Source organism: Bacillus sp. V59.32b (assembly GCF_003429085.1).
Classification (GTDB): Bacteria; Bacillota; Bacilli; order Bacillales; family DSM-1321; genus Peribacillus.
The window spans coordinates 1-20,724 of record NZ_QVTC01000057.1; the positions used below are offsets into that span (position 1 = coordinate 1).

The 20,724-nt window shown below is 41.3% G+C and carries 23 protein-coding genes; 13 read left to right on the plus strand and 10 right to left on the minus strand.

Annotation, left to right across the window (positions count from 1 at the left end; translation table 11 throughout):
* Positions 1 to 89: 89 nt before the first annotated feature.
* A complete protein-coding gene (locus tag D0463_RS13400; protein WP_117307897.1) occupies positions 90 to 278 on the minus strand; it encodes a YhzD family protein in 189 nt (62 codons plus the stop codon).
* A 173-nt stretch (positions 279 to 451) separates the two neighbouring features.
* Here D0463_RS13400 and D0463_RS13405 point away from each other — a divergent pair, with 173 nt between their 5' ends.
* From D0463_RS13405 to D0463_RS13435, 8 genes are all read left to right on the plus strand, one after another.
* Positions 452 to 1,351, plus strand: a complete 900-nt coding sequence (locus D0463_RS13405) for an ABC transporter ATP-binding protein (RefSeq protein ID WP_117307898.1) — start codon at positions 452 to 454, stop codon at positions 1,349 to 1,351.
* Positions 1,344 to 2,582, plus strand: a complete 1,239-nt coding sequence (locus D0463_RS13410) for an ABC transporter permease (protein ID WP_117307899.1) — start codon at positions 1,344 to 1,346, stop codon at positions 2,580 to 2,582. The genes D0463_RS13405 and D0463_RS13410 overlap by 8 nt, the downstream gene beginning before the upstream one ends.
* Before the next feature lie 68 nt (positions 2,583 to 2,650).
* Positions 2,651 to 2,803 carry a hypothetical protein gene (locus D0463_RS19640; RefSeq protein WP_174234329.1) on the plus strand — a complete coding sequence of 51 codons (153 nt, stop codon included), beginning with the start codon at positions 2,651 to 2,653 and terminating at the stop codon, positions 2,801 to 2,803.
* Positions 2,804 to 3,000: 197 nt separating this feature from the next.
* Positions 3,001 to 4,239, plus strand: coding sequence for a metallophosphoesterase family protein (locus tag D0463_RS13415; RefSeq protein WP_160118437.1), 1,239 nt, complete (start codon positions 3,001 to 3,003; stop codon positions 4,237 to 4,239).
* Positions 4,240 to 7,257 carry an ATP-binding protein gene (locus D0463_RS13420; RefSeq protein ID WP_117307901.1) on the plus strand — a complete coding sequence of 1,006 codons (3,018 nt, stop codon included), beginning with the start codon at positions 4,240 to 4,242 and terminating at the stop codon, positions 7,255 to 7,257.
* 145 nt (positions 7,258 to 7,402) lie between these two features.
* The gene (locus D0463_RS13425; protein WP_117307902.1) at positions 7,403 to 7,828 is read left to right on the plus strand and encodes a hypothetical protein; all 426 of its coding nucleotides are present in this window, start codon (positions 7,403 to 7,405) and stop codon (positions 7,826 to 7,828) included.
* Positions 7,829 to 7,911: 83 nt separating this feature from the next.
* A complete protein-coding gene (gene yhaM, locus D0463_RS13430) occupies positions 7,912 to 8,850 on the plus strand; it encodes a 3'-5' exoribonuclease YhaM (protein WP_117307903.1) in 939 nt (312 codons plus the stop codon).
* A gap of 104 nt (positions 8,851 to 8,954) precedes the next feature.
* Positions 8,955 to 9,137: a sporulation YhaL family protein gene (locus D0463_RS13435; protein WP_117307904.1), complete on the plus strand. Its 183-nt coding sequence runs from the start codon at positions 8,955 to 8,957 to the stop codon at positions 9,135 to 9,137.
* Between the two features lie 63 nt (positions 9,138 to 9,200).
* Here the strand turns inward: D0463_RS13435 and D0463_RS13440 are convergent, their stop codons facing one another.
* A complete protein-coding gene (locus D0463_RS13440; protein WP_117307905.1) occupies positions 9,201 to 10,076 on the minus strand; it encodes a peptidylprolyl isomerase in 876 nt (291 codons plus the stop codon).
* A gap of 199 nt (positions 10,077 to 10,275) precedes the next feature.
* Here D0463_RS13440 and D0463_RS13445 point away from each other — a divergent pair, with 199 nt between their 5' ends.
* Both D0463_RS13445 and D0463_RS13450 read left to right on the plus strand, forming a co-directional pair.
* Complete coding sequence (locus D0463_RS13445) at positions 10,276 to 10,362, plus strand: YjcZ family sporulation protein (RefSeq protein ID WP_117307906.1); 87 nt, start codon at positions 10,276 to 10,278, stop codon at positions 10,360 to 10,362.
* A 53-nt stretch (positions 10,363 to 10,415) separates the two neighbouring features.
* The gene (locus D0463_RS13450; RefSeq protein WP_117307907.1) at positions 10,416 to 10,499 is read left to right on the plus strand and encodes a YjcZ family sporulation protein; all 84 of its coding nucleotides are present in this window, start codon (positions 10,416 to 10,418) and stop codon (positions 10,497 to 10,499) included.
* 63 nt (positions 10,500 to 10,562) lie between these two features.
* Here the strand turns inward: D0463_RS13450 and D0463_RS19935 are convergent, their stop codons facing one another.
* From D0463_RS19935 to D0463_RS13485, 7 genes are all read right to left on the minus strand, one after another.
* A complete protein-coding gene (locus tag D0463_RS19935; protein ID WP_367946587.1) occupies positions 10,563 to 10,769 on the minus strand; it encodes a hypothetical protein in 207 nt (68 codons plus the stop codon).
* A gap of 100 nt (positions 10,770 to 10,869) precedes the next feature.
* Entirely contained in the window at positions 10,870 to 11,412 is a 543-nt protein-coding gene (locus D0463_RS13460; protein WP_117307909.1) for a DUF3267 domain-containing protein, read from the minus strand.
* A gap of 300 nt (positions 11,413 to 11,712) precedes the next feature.
* On the minus strand, positions 11,713 to 12,291 hold the full coding sequence (locus D0463_RS13465) for an HTH-type transcriptional regulator Hpr (protein WP_117307910.1): 579 nt from the start codon (positions 12,289 to 12,291) through the stop codon (positions 11,713 to 11,715).
* Between the two features lie 209 nt (positions 12,292 to 12,500).
* Positions 12,501 to 12,884, minus strand: a complete 384-nt coding sequence (locus D0463_RS13470; protein WP_117307911.1) for a YtxH domain-containing protein — start codon at positions 12,882 to 12,884, stop codon at positions 12,501 to 12,503.
* A gap of 341 nt (positions 12,885 to 13,225) precedes the next feature.
* Complete coding sequence (locus tag D0463_RS13475; protein ID WP_117307912.1) at positions 13,226 to 13,750, minus strand: tryptophan transporter; 525 nt, start codon at positions 13,748 to 13,750, stop codon at positions 13,226 to 13,228.
* Positions 13,751 to 13,891: 141 nt separating this feature from the next.
* Complete coding sequence (serC, locus tag D0463_RS13480; protein WP_117307913.1) at positions 13,892 to 14,992, minus strand: 3-phosphoserine/phosphohydroxythreonine transaminase; 1,101 nt, start codon at positions 14,990 to 14,992, stop codon at positions 13,892 to 13,894.
* A gap of 158 nt (positions 14,993 to 15,150) precedes the next feature.
* Positions 15,151 to 15,573 carry an HIT family protein gene (locus D0463_RS13485; RefSeq protein WP_117307934.1) on the minus strand — a complete coding sequence of 141 codons (423 nt, stop codon included), beginning with the start codon at positions 15,571 to 15,573 and terminating at the stop codon, positions 15,151 to 15,153.
* A 571-nt stretch (positions 15,574 to 16,144) separates the two neighbouring features.
* Here D0463_RS13485 and D0463_RS13490 point away from each other — a divergent pair.
* The 3 genes from D0463_RS13490 (at position 16,145) to D0463_RS13500 (ending at position 19,142) form a co-directional block, all read left to right on the plus strand.
* Positions 16,145 to 16,885: an ABC transporter ATP-binding protein gene (locus D0463_RS13490; protein ID WP_117307914.1), complete on the plus strand. Its 741-nt coding sequence runs from the start codon at positions 16,145 to 16,147 to the stop codon at positions 16,883 to 16,885.
* Entirely contained in the window at positions 16,878 to 18,086 is a 1,209-nt protein-coding gene (locus D0463_RS13495; protein ID WP_117307915.1) for an ABC transporter permease, read from the plus strand. Before D0463_RS13490 ends, D0463_RS13495 begins: the two co-directional genes overlap by 8 nt.
* Before the next feature lie 342 nt (positions 18,087 to 18,428).
* The gene (locus D0463_RS13500) at positions 18,429 to 19,142 is read left to right on the plus strand and encodes an EcsC family protein (RefSeq protein ID WP_117307916.1); all 714 of its coding nucleotides are present in this window, start codon (positions 18,429 to 18,431) and stop codon (positions 19,140 to 19,142) included.
* Between the two features lie 47 nt (positions 19,143 to 19,189).
* On the opposite strand, the gene D0463_RS13505 is transcribed toward D0463_RS13500, so the two are convergent.
* A complete protein-coding gene (locus tag D0463_RS13505; protein ID WP_117307917.1) occupies positions 19,190 to 20,404 on the minus strand; it encodes a M20 family metallopeptidase in 1,215 nt (404 codons plus the stop codon).
* Between the last annotated feature and the right edge of the window lie 320 nt (positions 20,405 to 20,724).

Consider the following 20,724-nt stretch of genomic DNA (forward strand, 5'->3'; position numbering starts at 1 on the left):
AAATGCACCCTATAGAGAGACCTTTTTTCAAAGTGTCTACACTATAGGGTACATTTTAAAACCGCCGGCCTCTTTTGTTTACGCTTACATTAACGATGGAAAAGAATCAATTTTCCAGCAGGTGAAGTGCAGCGATGTGTTTTGTCTTCATAATTTTTTTCTTTTAGTAAATTCCCGCCCAAGTCTTTTGCTTGGTCATCCGATTCAGCCTGAAATGATTCGTCCAGCAGTTTTTCTCCAGATGGTTCAAATACGGTTAACTTATAAATTCTGCTCATAATTATAACTCCTTTTTAATAGTGTAGTTTGTAGTAGATCTTCATGAATCGACTTTATATTATTTTTACATAATATTCATTAAATTAAAAGTATTTTTGCAGCCATACTTTAAGTACTGGTATACTTTAACTGTTATGTAAAAATGAACATCCTGGATAAAGGGGGAAGACGAGTGGCGCTTCAAATTAACCATGTTACGAAAAAATTTGGAAACTTTACAGCTGTTGACTCTTTAAATTTCACGATTGCCGAAAAAGAAATGTTTGGCTTCTTAGGGGCAAACGGAGCCGGGAAAACAACAACCTTCCGGATGATTCTTGGTCTTTTAGACCCAACGGAGGGTGAAATAACCTGGAACGGCAAACCTATTAATTATTCAACGAGCCCGATCATCGGCTATCTGCCTGAAGAACGCGGTTTATATCCAAAATTGAAGGTCCGGGACCAGGTCGTCTATCTTGCGAGATTAAGGGGAATGGAGAAGGCGGCGGCAGTGAAAGAACTGGGATACTGGCTCGAGCGTTTCAAAGTCCCTGAATATATGGATAAGAAGGTTGAAGAGCTATCAAAAGGAAATCAGCAGAAAATCCAGTTCATTACCTCGGTGATACATAAACCTAAGTTGCTAATCCTTGATGAGCCATTCAGCGGACTGGACCCGGTAAACGTAGAATTGCTTAAAGAAGCTGTGATTGATTTACGTGAAAAAGGGACGACAATCGTCTTCTCCAGCCACCGGATGGAACATGTCGAAGAGCTGTGTGAGAATTTATGTATCATGCATAGGGGAAGTCCGGTGGTAGCAGGGAAACTGAAGGAAATCAAACGCAGTTTTGGCAAGAAAAATGTTGCGGTTCACGCAGATTTTGATTTAGCGTTCCTGGATGAATTCCCGGGTGTTACGAAATCGAAGACAACAACAGAGGGCAGAGTCCTTCAAGTCACCGGAGAAGACGTTGCCGAGAATATCCTCCGTGAATTGGTGCCGAGAGGGTTTGTCAGGAAATTCGAGCTTCAGGAGCCTTCCTTGAATGATATTTTCATAGAAAAGGTGGGGACCACATATGAATAAGTTTTTCATTGTATTGTTCCATACATATGTTTCAAAGTTAAAAACGAAGTCGTACATTGTATCTACAATCATCACACTTTTGTTAATTGTAGGGCTGGCGAATTTGACAAAGATTATCGATTATTTTGATAAAGAAGAAAAGGACCATATCGGAGTGATCGATCAAACTGGAATCTTGTATGATCAGCTAGAAGGGCAGATGCAGGCAATTAATAACGGTGTAGAGCTTAGGCCGATTGAGGATGAAGCTTCGGCCAGGAAACTAATAAATAATGATAAACTTACAGGCTATCTGATCATAGAGAATCATCCAACCGAAAAGTTGAAAGGTACCTATAAGGCGAATTCGATCTCGGATTCTACTATTAGCAATGACCTATTAATGGCCTTGAACAGCGTGAAGAACAATCTGACGGCAGGAGAACTGAAGCTGACACCGGAACAACTGACGGCATTGAATGCGCCGGCCGCCTTTGAAAAAGTTGCGCTTGAGAAAAGTGCCAAAACCGAAGAAGAGTTGGACCAGGCCCGTGGTCTTGTCTACATCATTGTATTTTTCATCTACTTCAATGTCATCATGTATGCCAGCATGATTGCAAATGAAGTGGCCATGGAGAAAACGTCAAGGGTGATGGAAATCCTCGTTTCCAGCGTGCCGCCTGTTCAACAGATGTTTGCGAAAATCCTTGGGATTGCCTTGTTAAGCATCACTCAATTGTCATTAATTATCGCAGTAGGCTATGTGTTTATCAAACAAAACATGAATGATATGAATGAAGGGCTCTTTACTTACTTAGGTTTCGGCAATACAAGCATTTCAACGATCATCTATGCGATCATCTTTTTCTTGCTCGGTTACTTCCTGTACGCGACCCTCGCTGCTTTCCTTGGCTCGATGGTCAGCAGGGTGGAGGATGTGCAGCCGATGATTGCACCGTTGACTATTCTTGTCATGGTCGGCTTCTTTATCGCGATGTATGGACTTAACGATCCGACATCCAGCTTCATCACCGGAACTTCATTCATTCCATTTTTCAGCCCAATGATTATGTTCCTGCGGGTCGGCATGATTTCGGTTCCTTTTTGGCAAATCGCGCTCAGTATCGGGATTCTGGTCATTACCATTGTAGTACTTGGGATTTTCGGAGGGAAAGTATACCGCGGCGGTGTTCTTATGTATGGAAGCTCCAAATCCTATAGAGACATAAAGAAAGCCCTGCAAATTAAATAGTAAACGAACTCAGGAGACCTATTCGCATTTGTGAATAGGTCTTTGATAAATGAGCGGAGGATGCAAACATGTATTTGTACTACGGTTTTTATGCTTTAGTATTAGGGATCATCTCATTTTTCACAGGAGAAGTAGTAACATTTGTTATGCTGGGATTTATTTTATTAACCCTTAATAATATCCATTCCACGTTAAAGAAAATTCAAGGCAAAGACAATTAACGGTCCTTTAATGATATGTTTAATCATAAATGAATTTAATAAAACAACAATATTATTTGAGAGTTAGACCATGCACTCATTTATGGTGACAGGGACCATCGTTTTTATGGGGGTCCCTGTCACCTTTCTTTACTTGTGTTAAAATATTTTTAGATTAGAAGATTGTCGGACTGGACAAAAGGGGAGTGAATCGGGACGTGGGCAAAATTGTTTTTATACATGGTGCTGATCTGCATTTGGACAGTCCTTTTGCGGGGTTGAAAAATTTGCCGGGATTTATCATCGAACAGCTGAGGGAAAGTTCGTTTCGGGCGTTTCAAAAAATGATTGATGCTGCAATTTTCCATCGTGTTGACTTTATGCTGCTGGCCGGAGATATCTATGATCTTGAAAACCGCAGCCTTCGTACACAGGTGCGCTTTCGTAAAGAGATGGAAAGATTAAAGGAACACCGGATTCCGGTGTATATGATTCATGGCAACCATGACCATTTAGACGGTTCATGGGTACATGTGAATTTGCCGGATAATGTGCATGTTTTCCAGTCGAAACCGGAAGTAAAGCCATTTCGGAAGCAGGATGGGACCAAAGTCAATATTTATGGCTATAGCTACCCGAAAAGGCATGTTTCCGAGCGGATTATTACACAGTACAAAAAGCAGGATGATGCCGATTATCATATCGGGCTTTTGCACGGCAATCTGGAGGGAAACTCGGAGCACAGCCCATATGCCCCCTTTTCGCCGAATGATTTGGCGATACAGGATTTTAACTATTGGGCGCTTGGCCATATACATAAGAGACAAATCGTGACAGAATATCCACCAGCAATCTATCCGGGAAACATCCAGGGAAGAAACAGGAAAGAAACTGGAGCAAAAGGCTGCTATTTAGTGACAATCGATAACGGATTGACTGAGTATCATTTCATTGAAACGAGCCCGATTGTCTGGGATTCGGTAAAAATCAATATAAACGGCGATAGAGAGTTCGATGAAATACTCAATGATTGCTGGGATCATCTCGAACAGATCCGATCCGAGGATCAAGCATTTTTGCTGGAGTTGGTGCTTGATATTGAGAATCACGATAATCCTTCTTTATTCACCGAGGATCTTCTTGAAGGACTCCTGGAAAGCCTGCAGGAGGATGAGGATGAAAAAGCGGCCTTTGTCTGGCCGCATCGGGTAAGAATCGAAAATGGTTTACTGAATACGATGAAGAGTATGTCAGAGAATCCGTTTCTTGGTGAACTATTTACACTTGCCGCCGACTTTGAGGGTATGGATGATGCATTGGGCCATTTATATAAGCATAGAGAGGCGCGGAAATTCCTTGAACCGCTGAGTGAAGAAGAAAATGCGGAGCTTATCAGTGATTCACAAAGGCTCATTATGCAGTTGTTTCAAGATGACGCGAGGAAGGGAGGTTCATAAGTGAAAATCAAGGAATTGCATGTGTACGGATATGGCAAGCTTGAAAACAAGAGATTCACTGATCTCGGACAGCTGCAGATTTTTTTCGGGGAAAATGAGTCAGGAAAGACAACGATCATGTCATTCGTTCATAGCCTATTATTCGGCTTTCCAACTAAGGTCCAATCCGAACGGCGTTATGAACCTAAACTGAATGCGAAATACGGCGGAAGAATCTTGCTGCATTCCGATCTTTTCGGCGAGGTGAGCATTGAGAGAGTCAAGGGAAAAGCGACTGGAGACGTAACGATTACTTTTGAAAATGGATCGATCGGAACGGAAGAGGATATTAAAAAAATATTGCAGGGTATGGACAAAAGCTACTTTCAATCTGTGTTCTCCTTCGATTTACAGGGGCTTCACGGCGTGCAAAGCATAAGCGAAGCGACCCTTGGGAAATACCTGCTGTCTGCCGGAATGATCGGCAATGATAAGCTGCTCGAAGCCGAAAACAGGCTGCAAAAGGAACTAGATGCCCGCTTTAAGCCTTCCGGGCAAAAGCCGACCTTAAATGTAAGGATGAATCAGCTGAAGGATATGCAAGCAAGACTGAAAAAATCAGACGAGGAACAGCGCATCTACACAGAGCTCAAGCTAAAGCAAATAGAGACAGAAGCTGAACTTTCCGAGTTGAAAAATAAAGTCGCAAAGAACGAAGGCATACTCTGGAAATACCAGGAGTTTCTGAGAACCCAGCCGCTTTTTGAAGAAAAACAGACATTGCAGGCAAGGCTGTCCGAATTCGGCGATGTGCCTTTTCCAATCGACGGCATTAAGCGGCTTGAACAGCTTCTTGCCCTGAAAATACCAAATAATGCCCAGCTTTCCGCTTTGGAGCAGAAAAAGCAGGAAAACGAATTTAACATAAAAGAACTGAACATTTCTCCATACTTAACTGCCAACAAAGAAAAAGTCGCAGTAGTTCTTGAGAAAGCACCTTTTCTGGAAAATATGCACATAGAAAAAAACAAGCTTGAACAAACTCTTCATTCAAAACAAAGAGAAAAGCAAAAATATAAGAACGATTTGAACATGGACATGCCAGATGAAGAAATCATGAAGCTGGATACAAGCACATTTACAACTGAAAAAGTAAAAGAGCTTGAACGGGAAAAGCATCGATTGAAGAGTGAGCGCGTTCGAATCGATGAGAAGTATAAACAGGAAAAAAAACGCCTTGAACTAACGGAAGCAAGAATAAAGGAGCTTACAGAAAGCCGCCTTCCGGATGAAGAAAGAAAGCGGCTGGAGAGGGAAGAAAGTTCGCAAAGAAATGAAAGCTATGCAAGCCTGAAAAAAGAAATCCTGGAAGAACAAATCGCCGAGTTGACAAAAAAACATGCCCAGGCGGCCTCGAAAAAACAAGGCAATCAAAAGAGAATCAATATGATGACGACCTTGCTTGCAATGATCTGTCTGGGAATAACGGTTTATGCCTGGATAGGCGGACAGTTCCTTTTAGGGACAGTTTCTGTCTTATTCGCTGTCATTGCGGTCGTATCACGTTTCTTTATCAATAAAAATGACGTGCTGTTGGATTTAAAGCAACAATTGGCTGAAGCCGAAAATAAGAAAAGGGAATACGAACAGCAGGCTAGTTCAGGACAAATCAAGCATCTAGCTTCCATTCGCCACCTTTTGCAAAGAGAGACGGAAACCCAGCAGCAGCTGCTTGCCGAAAGTTTCAAATTGAAAGATAGAACAGCTGCTTTCGATGCGGTATTACAGGAATCGGAAAGCTGGGAAACAAGCTGGAATGAAGTCCATAAAGAACTGGAAGCTCTCATGAAAAAGTGGAACATACCATTGCATTCAAAGGAGGATTTCCATGCTGGAGCGGTTCTGGAGATGTTGGTGAATTTAAAACATGCCACTTTGGAATCTACAGAGCTATGGAAAGAGCTAAATCAGCTGACTAAAGATATCACTGAGCAAGAACGAGAACTGCTCAACATTTCTGAACAGCTTGGGTTGCGAGCTGCAAACTGGCGGGAAGCAACGATCAAAATCAAACAGGCCCAAAACGTGCACCAGGACCAATCATTACAGCACAAACAATACTCGCAAGAAAAGAAGCAGCAGGAGGCAGAAACAGAAAGATTGCGTTCAGAATCAGCATTTTTAACGGCAGAAATGAACCAGCTGTTCCAGTCAGCCCTCGTGGAAACGGAAGAGGATTTCCGAAGAAAAGCGATTCTTGCCGAGGAAAAGGAAAAAATAAAGAACAATCTTCTTCTGGTATCTGCTCAGCTTGAGAATGCCACGCTTGAGCGAGAAGATTACGAAGCCTTTTCACACTCGAAGGTGAGCCATTATACGGTTGAAACCCTTGAAACGGAAAGAAAGGACTTGCTGGGCGAACATTCTGTATTATTGGAGCGGTTATCCGATGTGAAGCATCAAATCAAACAGCTGGAGGAGGGGGGCACATATAGTGCACTGCTCCATCAATTTAATGAAGCAAAAGCTTCTTTCAATGAAGAAGCTAAAGAATGGTCGAAGTATGCCCTTGCAAAAAGCCTGTTGGACAAAACGATTGCCACCTTTAAACGGGAGCGGCTGCCAAAGGTGATTGTTCAGGCGGAGGACTATTTATCTTTTTTAACCAATGGGGAATATAAAAGAATCTTATTTGGCGAGACTGTTGATGGCCTCTATTTGGAACGTTTTGACGGGCTTCGTTTCGAAGCGGGGGAGGTGAGCCGCGGAACGGCGGAACAGGTGTATGTTTCATTGCGATTAGCCCTGGCTCATCATATGTTCCCGGATGAGGGCTTCCCGATTCTTATCGATGACAGCTTTGTTAACTTTGATGGAAACCGTACCCTTAATATGACTAAGCTGCTGCAGAAAATTTCTGAAACCCGGCAGGTCATCTTTTTCACCTGTCATGAGTATTTGCTGCAACACTTCAATAGCCGGCAAATAACCGTGCTAGAAAGAGAAAACAACGCAGTGCATAATAAAGTCCAGAGCTAAATCGTACTCTGGACCGGATGGCAGGCCTGTTGGACTATATACAAATTGAGACATTTTTACTAAAATGAAATTTCTATACTAATATATTGAATGCAACGTATATATAGTTAGTATTAAAGAAAAATTGAAAAAAGTGAGTGTTTTCATGGATTTATATGCGTTTCTAACCCAATATGATACTTCGTTAAACCTTGTCATAGAGAATGAATTTCCCGGCACAAGATGTGTAGGTGGGAAATATTCACCTAGCAAGCATACGATTACTTTATTTAAAAAAGATATCGAGATTCAATGTGAAAGATTGCTCGGCTCGCTTGAGCGTTTGGAAGAGTATACGTGGGTTATCTTTGCCCATGAGCTTGGGCATGCGCTCGACTTGGAACTTCCATCCTTAAGCGATCAACTGCTTCATTCAGACGACAGTGACAGATTATTCAAGATTGAAAGGAACGCTTGGGATATTGCGGAAAGATTAATTCCGTTCATTGATGATAAGCTGTTTGGAAAGATCCGCAGCGAATCCTTGGATTATCTAAATAATGAACATTTGTCAGCGGAGCAGACAGCCTGATTGTATTAGGCTGTCTTTTCTTTAACATATCGGAAAAATGTCATGGTATAATGCTGTTATTGAATGAATTCGGAGGTAGACGTATGGAAAAAGGGATTATTCATTATGGAATTGGTGATTCAATAGATACATATATGTATATTAAAAGCAGTACAAAGGCTGTTGCCAGCAACGGGAAGCCTTTCTTGACTTTAATTCTTTCTGATAAAACCGGAGAAATAGAAGCAAAGCTTTGGGATGTGTCAGAGGATGACGAAAGAAGCTTTGTGGGAGAAAGTGCTGTGAAGATTCAGGGAGAGATCCAGAATTATCGCGGCAGAAGCCAGTTGAAAATCCGGACGATTCGTCTTACTACTGAATTGGATTCTATCAATATATCGGATTTGATCCAAACGGCACCATTAAGCCAGGAAGAAATGATGGAGAAAGTCACCCAATTTATTTTTGAAATGAGAAATCCGAATATACAACGAATTACGAGACATTTGCTGAAGAAATACCAAGACGATTTCCTGACCTTTCCGGCAGCAACGAAAAATCACCATGAGTTTTTCTCGGGCCTTGCCTATCATGTCGTAAGTATGCTGGATTTGGCAAAAGCAATCGCTGATTTATATCCAAAGCTTGATAAGGATTTGCTTTATGCAGGCGTTATTCTTCATGACCTTGGAAAGGTTATGGAGTTATCAGGCCCTGTTTCAACCGTTTATACAGTAGAAGGCAATTTGATCGGGCATATTACGATCATGGTAAATGAAATTGGCAAAGCGGCAGATGAGCTTAGCATAAACGGCGAAGAAATCATGATTCTTCAGCATTTGGTCCTGTCCCATCACGGCAAGGCTGAATGGGGAAGCCCGAAGCCTCCGCTCGTAAGGGAAGCGGAAGTGCTTCACTATATTGATAACATTGACGCAAAGATCAATATGATGGACCGCGCCCTTGAGAAAGTGAAGCCGGGAGAGTTTACGGAGAGGGTATTTGCCCTGGAAAACCGGTCATTTTATAAACCGAAGTTTTAATGAAATATGCTTCTTCTCGAGTGAAAGAGAGGAGGCATATTTTTTTGATCCTGGCATATTCTTAAGTAATCATACGGGACAGACTTCCCGAAAGGAGAGAATTTATGCCAATTTGGATTTGGGCGGTTTTGGCCGGAATAATCGTGAGCGCCGTCATGGCTGTTAGAACTGCGAGGCAGGAAAGAGAAGTGGAAGATGAGTTTATCGAACAAGAAGGACAAAAATATATCGAAAGAATGAAGGAAGAAAAGGAAAGGAAAAAGAATGACATGCAGCAAGGGGCTTAATACGCGGCCTAGCAAACGAAAAAAGGACTGCCGATAACCGGCAGTCCTTTTGCTGAACATGGTTTATTGCTGTGGCGCAGCCTGTGGAGCAGCTTCCGCTTCAGGCTCCAATGCTTTATCTAAATCTTTATCCTTCACTTCGACATCAGCGCTCTTTAATTCTCTATCCATTGCTTTTTGAACTACCGCTTCATCAAGCTTGGCCATTTTCAGATCACGTTCAATTTCTTTTTTCATCTTTTCATATGACTCCAGTTCCTTTTTATCAAGAAGCTGGATAATATGATAACCATTTTCTGTTTTTACAGGACCGCTTATTTCATTCTTTTTCAAAGCATAAGTTGCCTCTTCAAATTCAGGAACCATTTGGCCGCCTGCAAACCAGCCTAAATCGCCGCCTTTTTCAACAGATCCGGGATCCTGGGAGTATTCCTTGGCTAGGTCTTCGAATTTTTCACCTTTGTCCAGCTTTTGCTTTACTTCTTTTGCTGTTTTTTCATCTTTAACAAGGATGTGTCTCGCGTTAACTTCAGGCTTAAGCGTATCATAATGTTCTTTCATTTCTTTCTCTGTAACCTTCACGTCTTTGAGGGCAGCTTTCTCTTGAAGCACGCCGATTTTCATTGAACGTTTTAGAGCTTCTTCATCCTCATAGCCGGCTTGCATAAGGGCCATCTCGAATTGATCTCCCATTTGCGCTTTCAGATCCGCTACTCTTTCATCCAACTCTTCATCGGTTACCTTGTATTTTTCGGAAAGAACCTGTTCATACACAAGCTCTTGCAAAACTTGTTCTCCATGTCTTTCTTTCATTGCGTTATATAGCTCATCTTGCGTAATATCTCCAGCTTTTGTTTCAACAACGGCTTCTCCTCCGCCGCAAGCAGTCAATCCAATTAACCCGGCTGTTACCGCGATCGATAATGCGAATTTCTTCATTAAAAACAACTCCTGTTTTTATATTCGTGTTTGTTATTAAATCCACAAAACCTACTATAACATAAAACAGGCCCATTTAAAAAAATAATTATCGTGTATGATATTCGCGGATGAAATTTTTAAAAAATGGGTGAATGACCTACCCAAAGTCTGGGACTTTACATATGATGTAACGAAAATAATAAAGGAGGTATGTAAAATGAGTGAAGGCTATAACAATGGCTTTGCTTTATTAGTGGTACTGTTCATTTTATTAATAATCGTGGGAGCGGCTTATTGCTGGTGAATAAATGCGCTTGAACGTTACGGAGTTTCTTTCTTTAGGAAGGAGGAAAAACAATGTCCGGTGGATACAACGGCGGTTTCGCTTTGCTTGTAGTTCTTTTCATTCTCTTAGTCATCATTGGAGCTTCCTGGTTCTAATAGGGGCATCAAAAAAAGAAGCGCGGGCCGCGCTTCTTTTTTTGATTTTTATAAATCGTATTCCTATGTAAAGGATATCTCAATATAAGAAGATAATAGCAGGATTGTAATTAAGATATTAATTGTACGGAATACCTTTGGCTGCCGGTCTTCAGGAATTTCTTTTTGAAGACATAAAGTATTAGTCAGTCTATTTATGTTGTATAGAATGACGAATGAAAAAAGAATGAAAAAAATTGAAATCACTTCCTGAATCCCTCCTGACGACATTCATGTATACTAACGATACCAAATATCGGTTAAAAAAGATAGAATAAAAGTTTGGATTTGTTTGGACAGTAAGAAAAGAAGCTGCCGACAGCTGGAGCGCTTAATCTCTTCTGATCAGGATTGCGTAGCCTTCCTCATTTTCTTCGATAAACGATCTGGCCGGTGAGCCGATGACGTTTTTAAGAGAAATGAAGTCTGAGACACAAAGTCCGGCATGCAGGGAAAGCAGGATCGTAAAATAATGGGCATAATGTGTAAATACAACCGCACATAATAGCAAACTTATTGAAACGACCATAAAAGGCATTAATAGCACAAGTAAAAAAAACTGCTTTGAAATGAGGCTGTCCACTTTAACTTTACATACAGGTACGATTCCCCATTTATATTGGACCTCGGCTTTTAGTTTTTCACTATGCAAAGATAATGGTAAGTAATGCAATAACTTATGGACTGGGTATAAGGATAAAACGGAAATAGTGAATAATATGGAATAATCATCGTAAAAAACAGTTTCCTTAAACAGTACACTAATGAATGTATAAAGTGAGACAAAGGAGATTAACATCGTTAACAATGATAATGCAAACATTTTCTGGTTTCCGTACTGTCTCGTTAAGTTGATGGACTTCCAGCAATTCATAAGATGAAATCAGCCCTCCATAGGCGCCATATTCTTTGGAGATAAAATACCTACATACCATACGATGAATCAGAGAAAAAATCAATAGGAATTTTCCTTATTAGAAGGGGTTTGCAAAAATAAATAAGTGGTGAAGAAAAAAGGGGAAATTATGTAGATTTTATTAAGGGAATGTGAAAAGATGAACAATTACTTGTAGCCGAGAAAGCGGAAAACGTTTATCCGCTTTATGGATTTATAGAAGCCTGGACCAAGGAGTATGATAATGCGTTCTAAGAAAATATCATCCTATGAAAAGGATTAAACAGGTTCAGTTTCTTTTTCTATCTTTTTTTTTAGAATCTTGCCATCTTCAACTGCAAATTGGTCATCAATATTCGAAAAAGACCGTTCAAAGATTTCCATAAAATCTTCTCCGTATATATTCCTGATAACCGCCATCATTTCAATCATCTCAGGAAATTTTCCATAAAGGTCACGAAGGGGAAGAGCACCGGAGAAAACGGAGTTGTTAACTGGATCATATGTTTCCATCAAGCTGAGCAGGATGTTTTCCCCTTCCTCAGTAATTTCAATGTACGTATTTCTTTTGTCATTTTCTTTTTTTGAAAAAGCCAAAAGACCGCGTTCCTCTAATTTTTTCGAAAAATTAAACGCGGTGGAAACATGCATAACTCCAAATTTGGCAACATCGGAGATAGAGGCCCCGTTTAAATGGTAAGCAATCCACAATATATGATGCTCATTGATATTTAAATCGAATGGTTTGATCCATTGCTGCCAATCTTTTTCAATGGTTTTCCACAAAGCTTTGCTCAATTGAGCAACTCTCTGGCTGAAAATCAATGCATCTTTGACAGAATAATTTTTCTCCTGCATGAACTGGCTCACCTACTTTTAAAAATTCTCTCTTTTATTATGACAATAAAGTAAAAATTAATAAAGATAAATTTGCGAAATTTTTAGAAATTTTAAGAAAGGTTCTATTTTTACATCTTTAGAAGGATGCTGGACTCGTGCGATTGTCTGTATGTAATAGAGTTCCGGGCAGTAACGAGCGAATCGGTCGGTCTGCCCGGATGTTCAACCTACTTGTCAGCAGGCTTGTTCATAATCGGAGACGCTGCAGCGGTTGTCTCCAGTTCGCCGATAGCTGTTTCAATATTACTGATTCTTTCGGTTAACTCCTGCTTATTAGGTTCTATCTCTTGCTTCCAATTTTGAATCAGAACCTTAACGTCAGCAATAAAGGTTTGAATTGAATCTTTACTTATATTCGTGGCCTCCATTGTCTCATTCTTAATTTCCATTAGACGATCTTTCACTTCGATGAGTGTTGCCGCCATTTCTTCTTTTTGATCTTTGATTCTTGTTCTTAGCTGCTGTCCGGAAGAAGGTGTGGTAAGCATTGTTGCCACACTGGCGATAACTGTACCTGTAAGGAATCCCATCATAAACGCTTTTGCCTTCATTTCTAATCACCTCTGGTTAAAGTTTTTTACTGCGTAGAGAGCGTTATAATTAATGTTTATGGATTTTTCGAAAAGCCCTTATTCCTTCAAGGACTATTTTTCTTAAAATACCATATTTTTCATGAAGAGGGAAATAAATTATTCTTTATATCTTATATCACAAAAACTTTAATTTAAACGTCAACTCCAATTATTTAGTATTTAAAAATAATGAGTCTTATGTAGGGACTTTCATGTAAAAGTGAATGGGATTTAATAGCAGAAAGGGATGGAGCCAGGCTGGAAAATTCAGGGGAGTATATATAGAGACACCGGAAATTAATTTCCGGTGTCTCTATAGTTTATTGAGCTTGTGCTGTAATATTTGATTTTTTAAAAATTTCTCTTACGATTGGATAAAGAATGACAATTATTATCGTATTTACTGCTGCGGTCGGAAGTACAATCCCAACGAACAGGGCCATAAAGGGTCCGGGCAATTGAATAATCAAATATGCGGATCCAAGGAAGACAGCTCCTGAAATCAAAGTTCCGATTGCCGTTAACGCTCCGACGGTCACAGTTGATTTAGCATACCTTTTTAATGCCAGGAACATGAAGTAAAATACAAACGCAGTAACAAATTTATCTATGATATTAGGGATTAATCCGCCACCTGGGAAGGTGGAAGTCAGCCCTGATATGACCCCGCTCGCTACCGCAACGAGGAAAACATTTTTTTTCTCAGGAAACAGGACAATCGCTAAAAACATCATGGTCAGCATCATGTCGTATTTCATTCCTAGGCCTAAACCTGGAATAATCATGTGAAGTGCAGCTCCTATCCCCACCAAAAGGGATAGTGATACAAGTACTTTCGTATTCATTTCTCATCTCTCCTAATCTCAGCTCATATATATTTGGCTTCCCCAGCAGTGCACTCATTGCCTGATGCAGGAAGTTTGGAATCAGTATATCATGCCTTGTGATTTTTTTGAAGAATTTTATCTTGATTCATCGGAAAAATTTTACTTCACAACGGCAGCTGAATATGTTTCTTGGAATTTCTTCATGAAATCAGCAAGCTCCGCGCAGTGTGTTAGCGGTACGGCGTTATAAATCGAAGCGCGACAGCCGCCTACTGAACGGTGGCCATTTAAGCCGACAAACCCAGCAGCTTTTGCCTGATCCAGGAACAGCTTCGTAGCATTGTCATCCGGCAATGTGAAGGTCACATTCATGTGTGAACGGCTGTCAGGGCGTGCATGTCCTTTATAAAAACCTTCACTGTTATCGATGGCGTCATATATGAGCTTCGCTTTTGCGGCATTCACTTCCTGAAGCTTTTCGACTCCGCCTTGTTCTTTCGCCCATTCCAACACAAGAGAAAGCAGGTAAATCGCCAGAGTAGGCGGTGTATTATACAGGGAATTATTTTTTATATAGGTTTCATACTGGAGCATGGTTGGCAAGTGAGTAAGGGAATTGCTGACCAGATCCTTGCGAATAATCACCACTGTGACTCCCGATGGACCAAGATTTTTTTGGGCACCTGCATAGATCAGTCCGAATTTGCTTACATCTATTTTTTTACTCAATATATCACTGGACATGTCAGCGATAAGGGCGACACCCTCTGATTTGGGATAATCTTTCCACTGGGTGCCGAAGATTGTATTATTCGTTGTTATATGCAAGTAAGCTGCATCAGACTCATAGTTAATTTCATCTGGAGTGGGAATGTACGTGTAATTCGCTTCTTTAGCAGATGCTGCAATCGCCGTGTTGCCGATCTTCTCAGCTTCTTTCAGGGCCTTTTCTGACCATGAGCCTGTTAGGACATAATATCCCTTTCTATCCGGCTGGAGTAAATTCATCGGCACCATGGAAAATTGCAGGCTGGCCCCTCCCTGCAAGAATAGAACTTCATAATCATCCGGTATCTCCATAAGCTCCTTCAAAAGGGCAATCGCTTTATTATGAATGTTTTCAAATGTGTCGCTCCGGTGGCTTAATTCCATTACGGACATCCCGGTTTCCTCGATATTCAGCCATTCATTCTGAGCTTTGTGTAAAACAGCTTCCGGCAGTGCAGCCGGGCCGGCATTAAAGTTTAGCGCGCGTTTCAAATTGATTCCTCCTTCACAGTAATGCATTAAAGTGCGAAAATTTAATTCTAATAATAACAGAATTTTGGACTAAAATGGGGGATAATTTTGAATTTTCGTTAAAAGTTAATGAAAGAACCAGGGCAGCCGTGTCCCTGGTTCCTGATGGAGTATAAAGTTTATTTTAGCTGTTTCGAAATGGCAGCGGCCATCTTTTGCAGATCTTCGGCAGTATAGTCGCTTGCGTTCGTTTTCCATACGGCGCCGAAGCCGTCATTCTCCCCATGGCGCGGAATGAGGTGCATATGATAATGAAACACACTCTGGCCAGCAGCTTCGCCATTATTGTTCAAAACGTTTAACCCGATCGGATCAAATTCCTGTTTCAGGGCCCGTGCGATTTCAGGAACGGTCTCGAATAAATTCTTAGCGATTTCAGGAGTCAGTTCAAAGATGTTTTCTTTATGTACTTTAGGAATAACAAGCGTATGTCCCTTCGTCACTTGGCTAATATCAAGGAAGGCAAGAACATGCTCGTTTTCAAAAACCTTCGCCGAAGGAATATCCCCGTTGACGATACTGCAGAAAATACATTCACTCATGATAAACATCCTTTCCACCTGAGTATTTAATTTAGATGCTTATATCGTATCATATCTGCCAGTGTGGACAAAAGAAAAAACAGGATGCAACCGATTGTTGCACCCTGCCTCGAAAAAAGGGTTCAGCTTCTAATTATACGTCTGTTACAGGTAGAATGCTCTTTAATCAACACCTCATTTACAATTGTAAAATTGGTTTATGACTTTTTGAGTTTTTCATCCATCGCAACCATCTCCTATATCTTTAAAGTCTCATCAACTTAAAAAGCATATTCGATAGTGATTCTGAATGATTGTTCCGCCAGAACGTGCAAAGCGATCATCCCCTTGCAGTATAACGTTTTTTGAAGCCTTCTTGGTCGTTTCAGCTAATATGTCTTTAACTGACACCCCATTTACAGTATGATGTTTTAAATCAATTGTAATGAAGAACCCCTTCTTCTCTAATTATCATGCACTGATTGTTTCGTTTTATTTATGGGTAATCATGGAACTTGATGAAGATTTAATGCATATCTGTACCCTGTTTTGTTAAAATGTAAGGAACATATAAACAGAAAGGATTGTTGGCATGTCCTTATTACATATAAATCAGCTTGTGGGAGGTTATACCAAGGCTCCCGTTTTAAAAGGCATCAGCTTTGATATCCAGCCAAATGAGCTCGTCGGACTCATCGGTCTAAATGGTGCGGGAAAAAGTACAACCATAAAGCATATTATTGGCCTGATGGAGCCGAAAGCAGGCAGCATTTCCATTAACAGAAAATCATTTGCCGACGATCCTGATGAATACAGAAAGCAGTTTACATATGTTCCTGAGACACCGATTTTGTATGATGAATTGACGCTTGAGGAGCATTTGCGGTTAACGGCAATGGCATATGGCTTGGATGAACAGGTTTATAAGAGCAGAATAGGACAGCTTCTGAAGGAATTTCGGATGGAAAAAAGACTTTCGTGGTTTCCTGCTCACTTTTCCAAAGGAATGAAGCAAAAAGTCATGATTATGTGTGCTTTTTTAGTCCAGCCTTCCTTATATATTGTCGATGAACCGTTTCTGGGACTTGATCCGCTCGGAATCCAGTCGCTTTTGGATTTGATGAAAAAAATGAAGGACGAGGGTGCCGGCATTCTCATGTCGACGCATATCCTCGCAACAGCGGAACGATATTGTGATTCTTTCATTATTTTGCATAACGGGGAAATCCGCGCCAAAGGAAATCTTGAGCAATTGCGCGAGCAGTTTTCAATGCCGGGTGCGACACTCGATGATCTGTATATTCAATTGACGAAGGAAGATAACCATGAATAGCCAGAGGCTGTGGGGAGAACGAGCCAGGAGCTTCAGCAAAGAGTTGCAAAAATATTTACGTTACATCTTTAACGGACATTTTTTATTGGTACTCGTTTTTGCAATCGGAGGTCTTACATTTTACTACAGTGAATGGGTAAAAACGCTAAACAGCGATTTCCCTGCAGAAATCATCATGGCAATCGTAATCGGAATACTAGTCGCAAAGAGCCCGATTTATACCTTTTTTAAAGAAGCGGATATGGTTTTTTTACTGCCACTTGAAACAAAATTGCAAAGCTATTTTTCCAAATCAATCGTTTTGAGCCTAGTCATTCAGGGATATATTCTTTTAATGGTATTTGCAGCCTTTTTGCCTATGTTCTCAAAGGTAACCGGTGCAGGCCTTGCTGATTTTGGTTTGATGTTTGCCGTGATTTTGCTGATCAAATATTTGAACTTGCAGATTCGCTGGCATGTATTGAAATTCCAAGAAAATTCAACACTGTGGACAGATGGGGTTCTTCGACTAGTTATTAATATTTTTCTGCTTTACTTTATCTTCTCACATTCTGCCATGATTTTTCCAATCGTGACAGGGCTTTTGTTAGTGCTGCTATGGCTTTATTACCGGAACGCGACGCAGAAAAAGGGGATAAAGTGGGAGCGGCTGATTGAGTTAGAAGCAAAACGGCTTATGTCCTTCTACCGGGTTGCCAATTTGTTCACAGATGTGCCAAAGCTAAGGGACAATGTTTCCAGAAGAAGATGGCTTGACCCACTGCTTAGGTTCATTCCGTATAATCGAGACTCGTCTTATCAATTCTTATATGCCCGCACCCTGCTTAGGGCAAATGATTATCTTGGGTTGTTAATCCGTTTAACGATTATTGGTTCATTTGTGCTTGCTGCTGTTTCGATATTGTGGGCTAAGCTTTTAGTTATCCTGCTTTTTCTGTATATGACCGGCTTGCAGCTGCTTCCTGTCTGGAGGCAGCATGAAATGAAAATTTGGGTGTCTTTATATCCGTTACCTGAAGAGCTGCGTAGGAAAGCGGTCATTCAATTGATTTCGATTCTGCTGTTGATTGAAAGCCTGGTATTCTTTGCTGTTGCGCTTTTCACAGGAGGCCTGCTCTATGGTGCAGCTTCTTTTGCGCTCGGAATCGGTTTTATTATTCTCTTTCAGGCATACGCTAAAAATAGAATGGAGAAATTTTGAGAGGAGGGACCCTGTTTTTTAAACAGGGTTTTTTCTAAAAAGATAAGAAAGTATAACTTTTTAATTTTGATGGATGTCTAGCTACAGCGCCCAGCCCCTCGGACTTGCACAGGATGTGCTGGCGTCGGCGTTTGCCACACGATGTGGCAGATTTTAGCCGAGGTTCCTCTAATGCCAAACCACTGTTTTACTTTAGGAACTCTCCTCCTCGCGGTTCGTCTTATGCCTGTCGGAGGCCCACAGGATGTGGGTCAGAACGACGAAGACATAACGATATGGCCGTCTTAGTCGTTCTTCTTGCAGGGCGCTTGCGCTTTTCTCCAGAAGGGGGCCCCTCGCCGGATGGATACGTATGAACAGGCTGCATTAGCAGATGTAGAGGTATGGAAAAAGAAATTGATGAAGAAGTCAGGGAAGTTTAGCAGGGTGTCAAAAAAAGCCCAGAATAAAATCAGTGGAGTGATCCCGGATAAAGTCCACGAAGTCATCACAGACAGCATGAAAAGTCTTGTGACCGGCGTGCTTGCAGGCTCCGAATATATCCACAAGGAAAAAGACGTATCCATGCTTTCCTTTGAGCAAAAGGAGAAATGGGTCAGGGAAAAAATCGACACATATAAAAAGACCGCTACCGTCGAAGGTGCCGGAACCGGTGCTGGAGGAATTTTTCTGGGACTGGCGGATTTCCCCTTATTATTAAGCATCAAGATGAAGTTTCTCTTTGAGGCGGTTCACCTATATGGTTTTGATGTTAAGGAATTTGAAGAGCGGATTTTCATTCTGTATGTTTTCCAGCTTGCATTTTCGAGCGATGAAAAAAAGCAGGAAACGCTTTTCCTGCTTGAAAATTGGGATGAACAGAAAGAAAAACTGACAGAGCTGGACTGGCAGACGTTTCAGCAGGAATACAGAGATTATATCGATTTAGTGAAAATGCTGCAGCTCGTACCGGGAATCGGAGCAGTGGTCGGCGCTTACGCCAATTATAATCTTCTTCAGCATCTGGGTGAAACGGTGATGAATTGTTGTAGGATGCGGTTGTTGAACGGAGGATAAAAAAGAGGGGAAGGATAGCCTTCTCCTCTTTTAACTCGTCCATTTGTTTACCCATTGATCTTTGCTGTAACCCCGGGTGTATTCAAATGTTGCTTTTGATAAGTAATGGCAGCGGTTCCTAATGTTTTCGCTGCAATGAGCATTGCTTTCTCGTCAAAGTCAAATTTAGGATGATGGTGCGGATATATAATTTCCACGCCTTCAGCCAGTGCACCGGTAAAGAAAAAGGTGCCTTTGACATTCTGTAGATAGTAAGCGAAGTCCTCCCCGCCCATTTCAGGTTCTATTTCTTCGATGGCCGTAACTTCATCGACCATCTTCGCACTCTCAATCACATGCTTTGTTTCTTCATTGTGAGGTATCACGGCTGGATAGCCGCGGAAAAACTCATATTCATATGAACAGTTGGCTGCCATGCAGATGCCACCCACTATCTTTTCGATCTCTGCTTCAATAAAATCCTGTACATCTTCTTTAAAGGTCCGAACGGTTCCAACCAGCTTTACTTTATCAGCAATGATATTGAAAGCATTTTCCGCTACAAACGAAGCTACAGTCACGACAGCGGAATCGATGGGGCTGACTCTGCGGCTGACAATTTGTTGAAGAGCAATGACGAGCTGGGATGCTGTTACAATCGCATCATTTGTTTTATGTGGTTGAGCGCCGTGTCCGCCCCTGCCCTGGATTTGAATTTCAAATCGATCGGCCGCCGCCATGAACGGACCGAAGCGGTATTGGATCGTACCAGTCGGGGCTGTCGCCCATAAGTGGGTGCCGAATATGGCTTCAACCCCATCAAGACAGCCATCTTCAATCATCGGCCTTGCCCCGCCAGGAGCATATTCTTCAGCATGCTGATGGATGAAAACATATTCACCTACTAGCTCATCCTTTAATTCATGAATGGCCTTTGCCAGCATGAGGAGGGTAGCGGTGTGCCCATCATGCCCGCATGCATGCATAATCCCGGGGACTGTCGACTTATACGGAACATCCTTTTCATCCTGAATTGGCAACGCGTCAAAATCGGCTCGTAACGCCACTGTTTTCCCGGGCTTTGAACCCTGGATTCTGGCAACCACACCATTCCCACCGACTCCCGTACGGATTTCAATTCCAAGCGCATTGTAAAATTCAGCTATATACGCGGCTGTTTTAGTTTCCTTAAATGATAATTCCGGGTGTTGGTGAAGATAGCGGCGAATCGAGACCATATCGTCGAATGACTCTTCAAGAAGCTTATGTAATTCATTGATCATGACAGGAAAACCCCCTTATCTTTAATTATTGAAATATTTAAATAATTATACCATAAGGGGGTGAAAAGGATGCTTTTTAGAGGGATATTTGATGGTGATTGTCACGAATGTAGGGAAGTAGCCTATTTTGCTTGATTTTATTGGTTTTTAGTATAGGTTATTTACAATAATTAACATATTATAGATTCAGTAATTTGATTTAAGCGGAAAAATGGCCACTTAAGCGAAACTACAGTCTCTTTAATCGAAAACCGCAATGATTCAAGCGAAACTTAATTTCCAGTCTTAGCCGGCCGATTTCGTGAGGCCGGCATTATTTA

What these genes read in the sequence shown, in the direction of transcription:
- D0463_RS13400 (WP_117307897.1), bottom strand. Translation starts at nt 278, where the DNA reads ATGAGCAGAATTTATAAGTTAACCGTATTTGAACCATCTGGAGAAAAA.
- D0463_RS13410 (WP_117307899.1), top strand. Translation starts at nt 1,344, where the DNA reads ATGAATAAGTTTTTCATTGTATTGTTCCATACATATGTTTCAAAGTTA.
- D0463_RS19640 (WP_174234329.1), top strand. Translation starts at nt 2,651, where the DNA reads ATGTATTTGTACTACGGTTTTTATGCTTTAGTATTAGGGATCATCTCA.
- D0463_RS13425 (WP_117307902.1), top strand. Translation starts at nt 7,403, where the DNA reads ATGGATTTATATGCGTTTCTAACCCAATATGATACTTCGTTAAACCTT.
- yhaM (WP_117307903.1), top strand. Translation starts at nt 7,912, where the DNA reads ATGGAAAAAGGGATTATTCATTATGGAATTGGTGATTCAATAGATACA.
- D0463_RS13435 (WP_117307904.1), top strand. Translation starts at nt 8,955, where the DNA reads ATGCCAATTTGGATTTGGGCGGTTTTGGCCGGAATAATCGTGAGCGCC.
- D0463_RS13440 (WP_117307905.1), bottom strand. Translation starts at nt 10,076, where the DNA reads ATGAAGAAATTCGCATTATCGATCGCGGTAACAGCCGGGTTAATTGGA.
- D0463_RS13445 (WP_117307906.1), top strand. Translation starts at nt 10,276, where the DNA reads ATGAGTGAAGGCTATAACAATGGCTTTGCTTTATTAGTGGTACTGTTC.
- D0463_RS13450 (WP_117307907.1), top strand. Translation starts at nt 10,416, where the DNA reads ATGTCCGGTGGATACAACGGCGGTTTCGCTTTGCTTGTAGTTCTTTTC.
- D0463_RS19935 (WP_367946587.1), bottom strand. Translation starts at nt 10,769, where the DNA reads ATGTCGTCAGGAGGGATTCAGGAAGTGATTTCAATTTTTTTCATTCTT.
- D0463_RS13460 (WP_117307909.1), bottom strand. Translation starts at nt 11,412, where the DNA reads ATGAATTGCTGGAAGTCCATCAACTTAACGAGACAGTACGGAAACCAG.
- D0463_RS13465 (WP_117307910.1), bottom strand. Translation starts at nt 12,291, where the DNA reads ATGCAGGAGAAAAATTATTCTGTCAAAGATGCATTGATTTTCAGCCAG.
- D0463_RS13470 (WP_117307911.1), bottom strand. Translation starts at nt 12,884, where the DNA reads ATGAAGGCAAAAGCGTTTATGATGGGATTCCTTACAGGTACAGTTATC.
- D0463_RS13475 (WP_117307912.1), bottom strand. Translation starts at nt 13,750, where the DNA reads ATGAATACGAAAGTACTTGTATCACTATCCCTTTTGGTGGGGATAGGA.
- D0463_RS13485 (WP_117307934.1), bottom strand. Translation starts at nt 15,573, where the DNA reads ATGAGTGAATGTATTTTCTGCAGTATCGTCAACGGGGATATTCCTTCG.
- D0463_RS13490 (WP_117307914.1), top strand. Translation starts at nt 16,145, where the DNA reads ATGTCCTTATTACATATAAATCAGCTTGTGGGAGGTTATACCAAGGCT.
- D0463_RS13495 (WP_117307915.1), top strand. Translation starts at nt 16,878, where the DNA reads ATGAATAGCCAGAGGCTGTGGGGAGAACGAGCCAGGAGCTTCAGCAAA.
- D0463_RS13500 (WP_117307916.1), top strand. Translation starts at nt 18,429, where the DNA reads ATGGATACGTATGAACAGGCTGCATTAGCAGATGTAGAGGTATGGAAA.
- D0463_RS13505 (WP_117307917.1), bottom strand. Translation starts at nt 20,404, where the DNA reads ATGATCAATGAATTACATAAGCTTCTTGAAGAGTCATTCGACGATATG.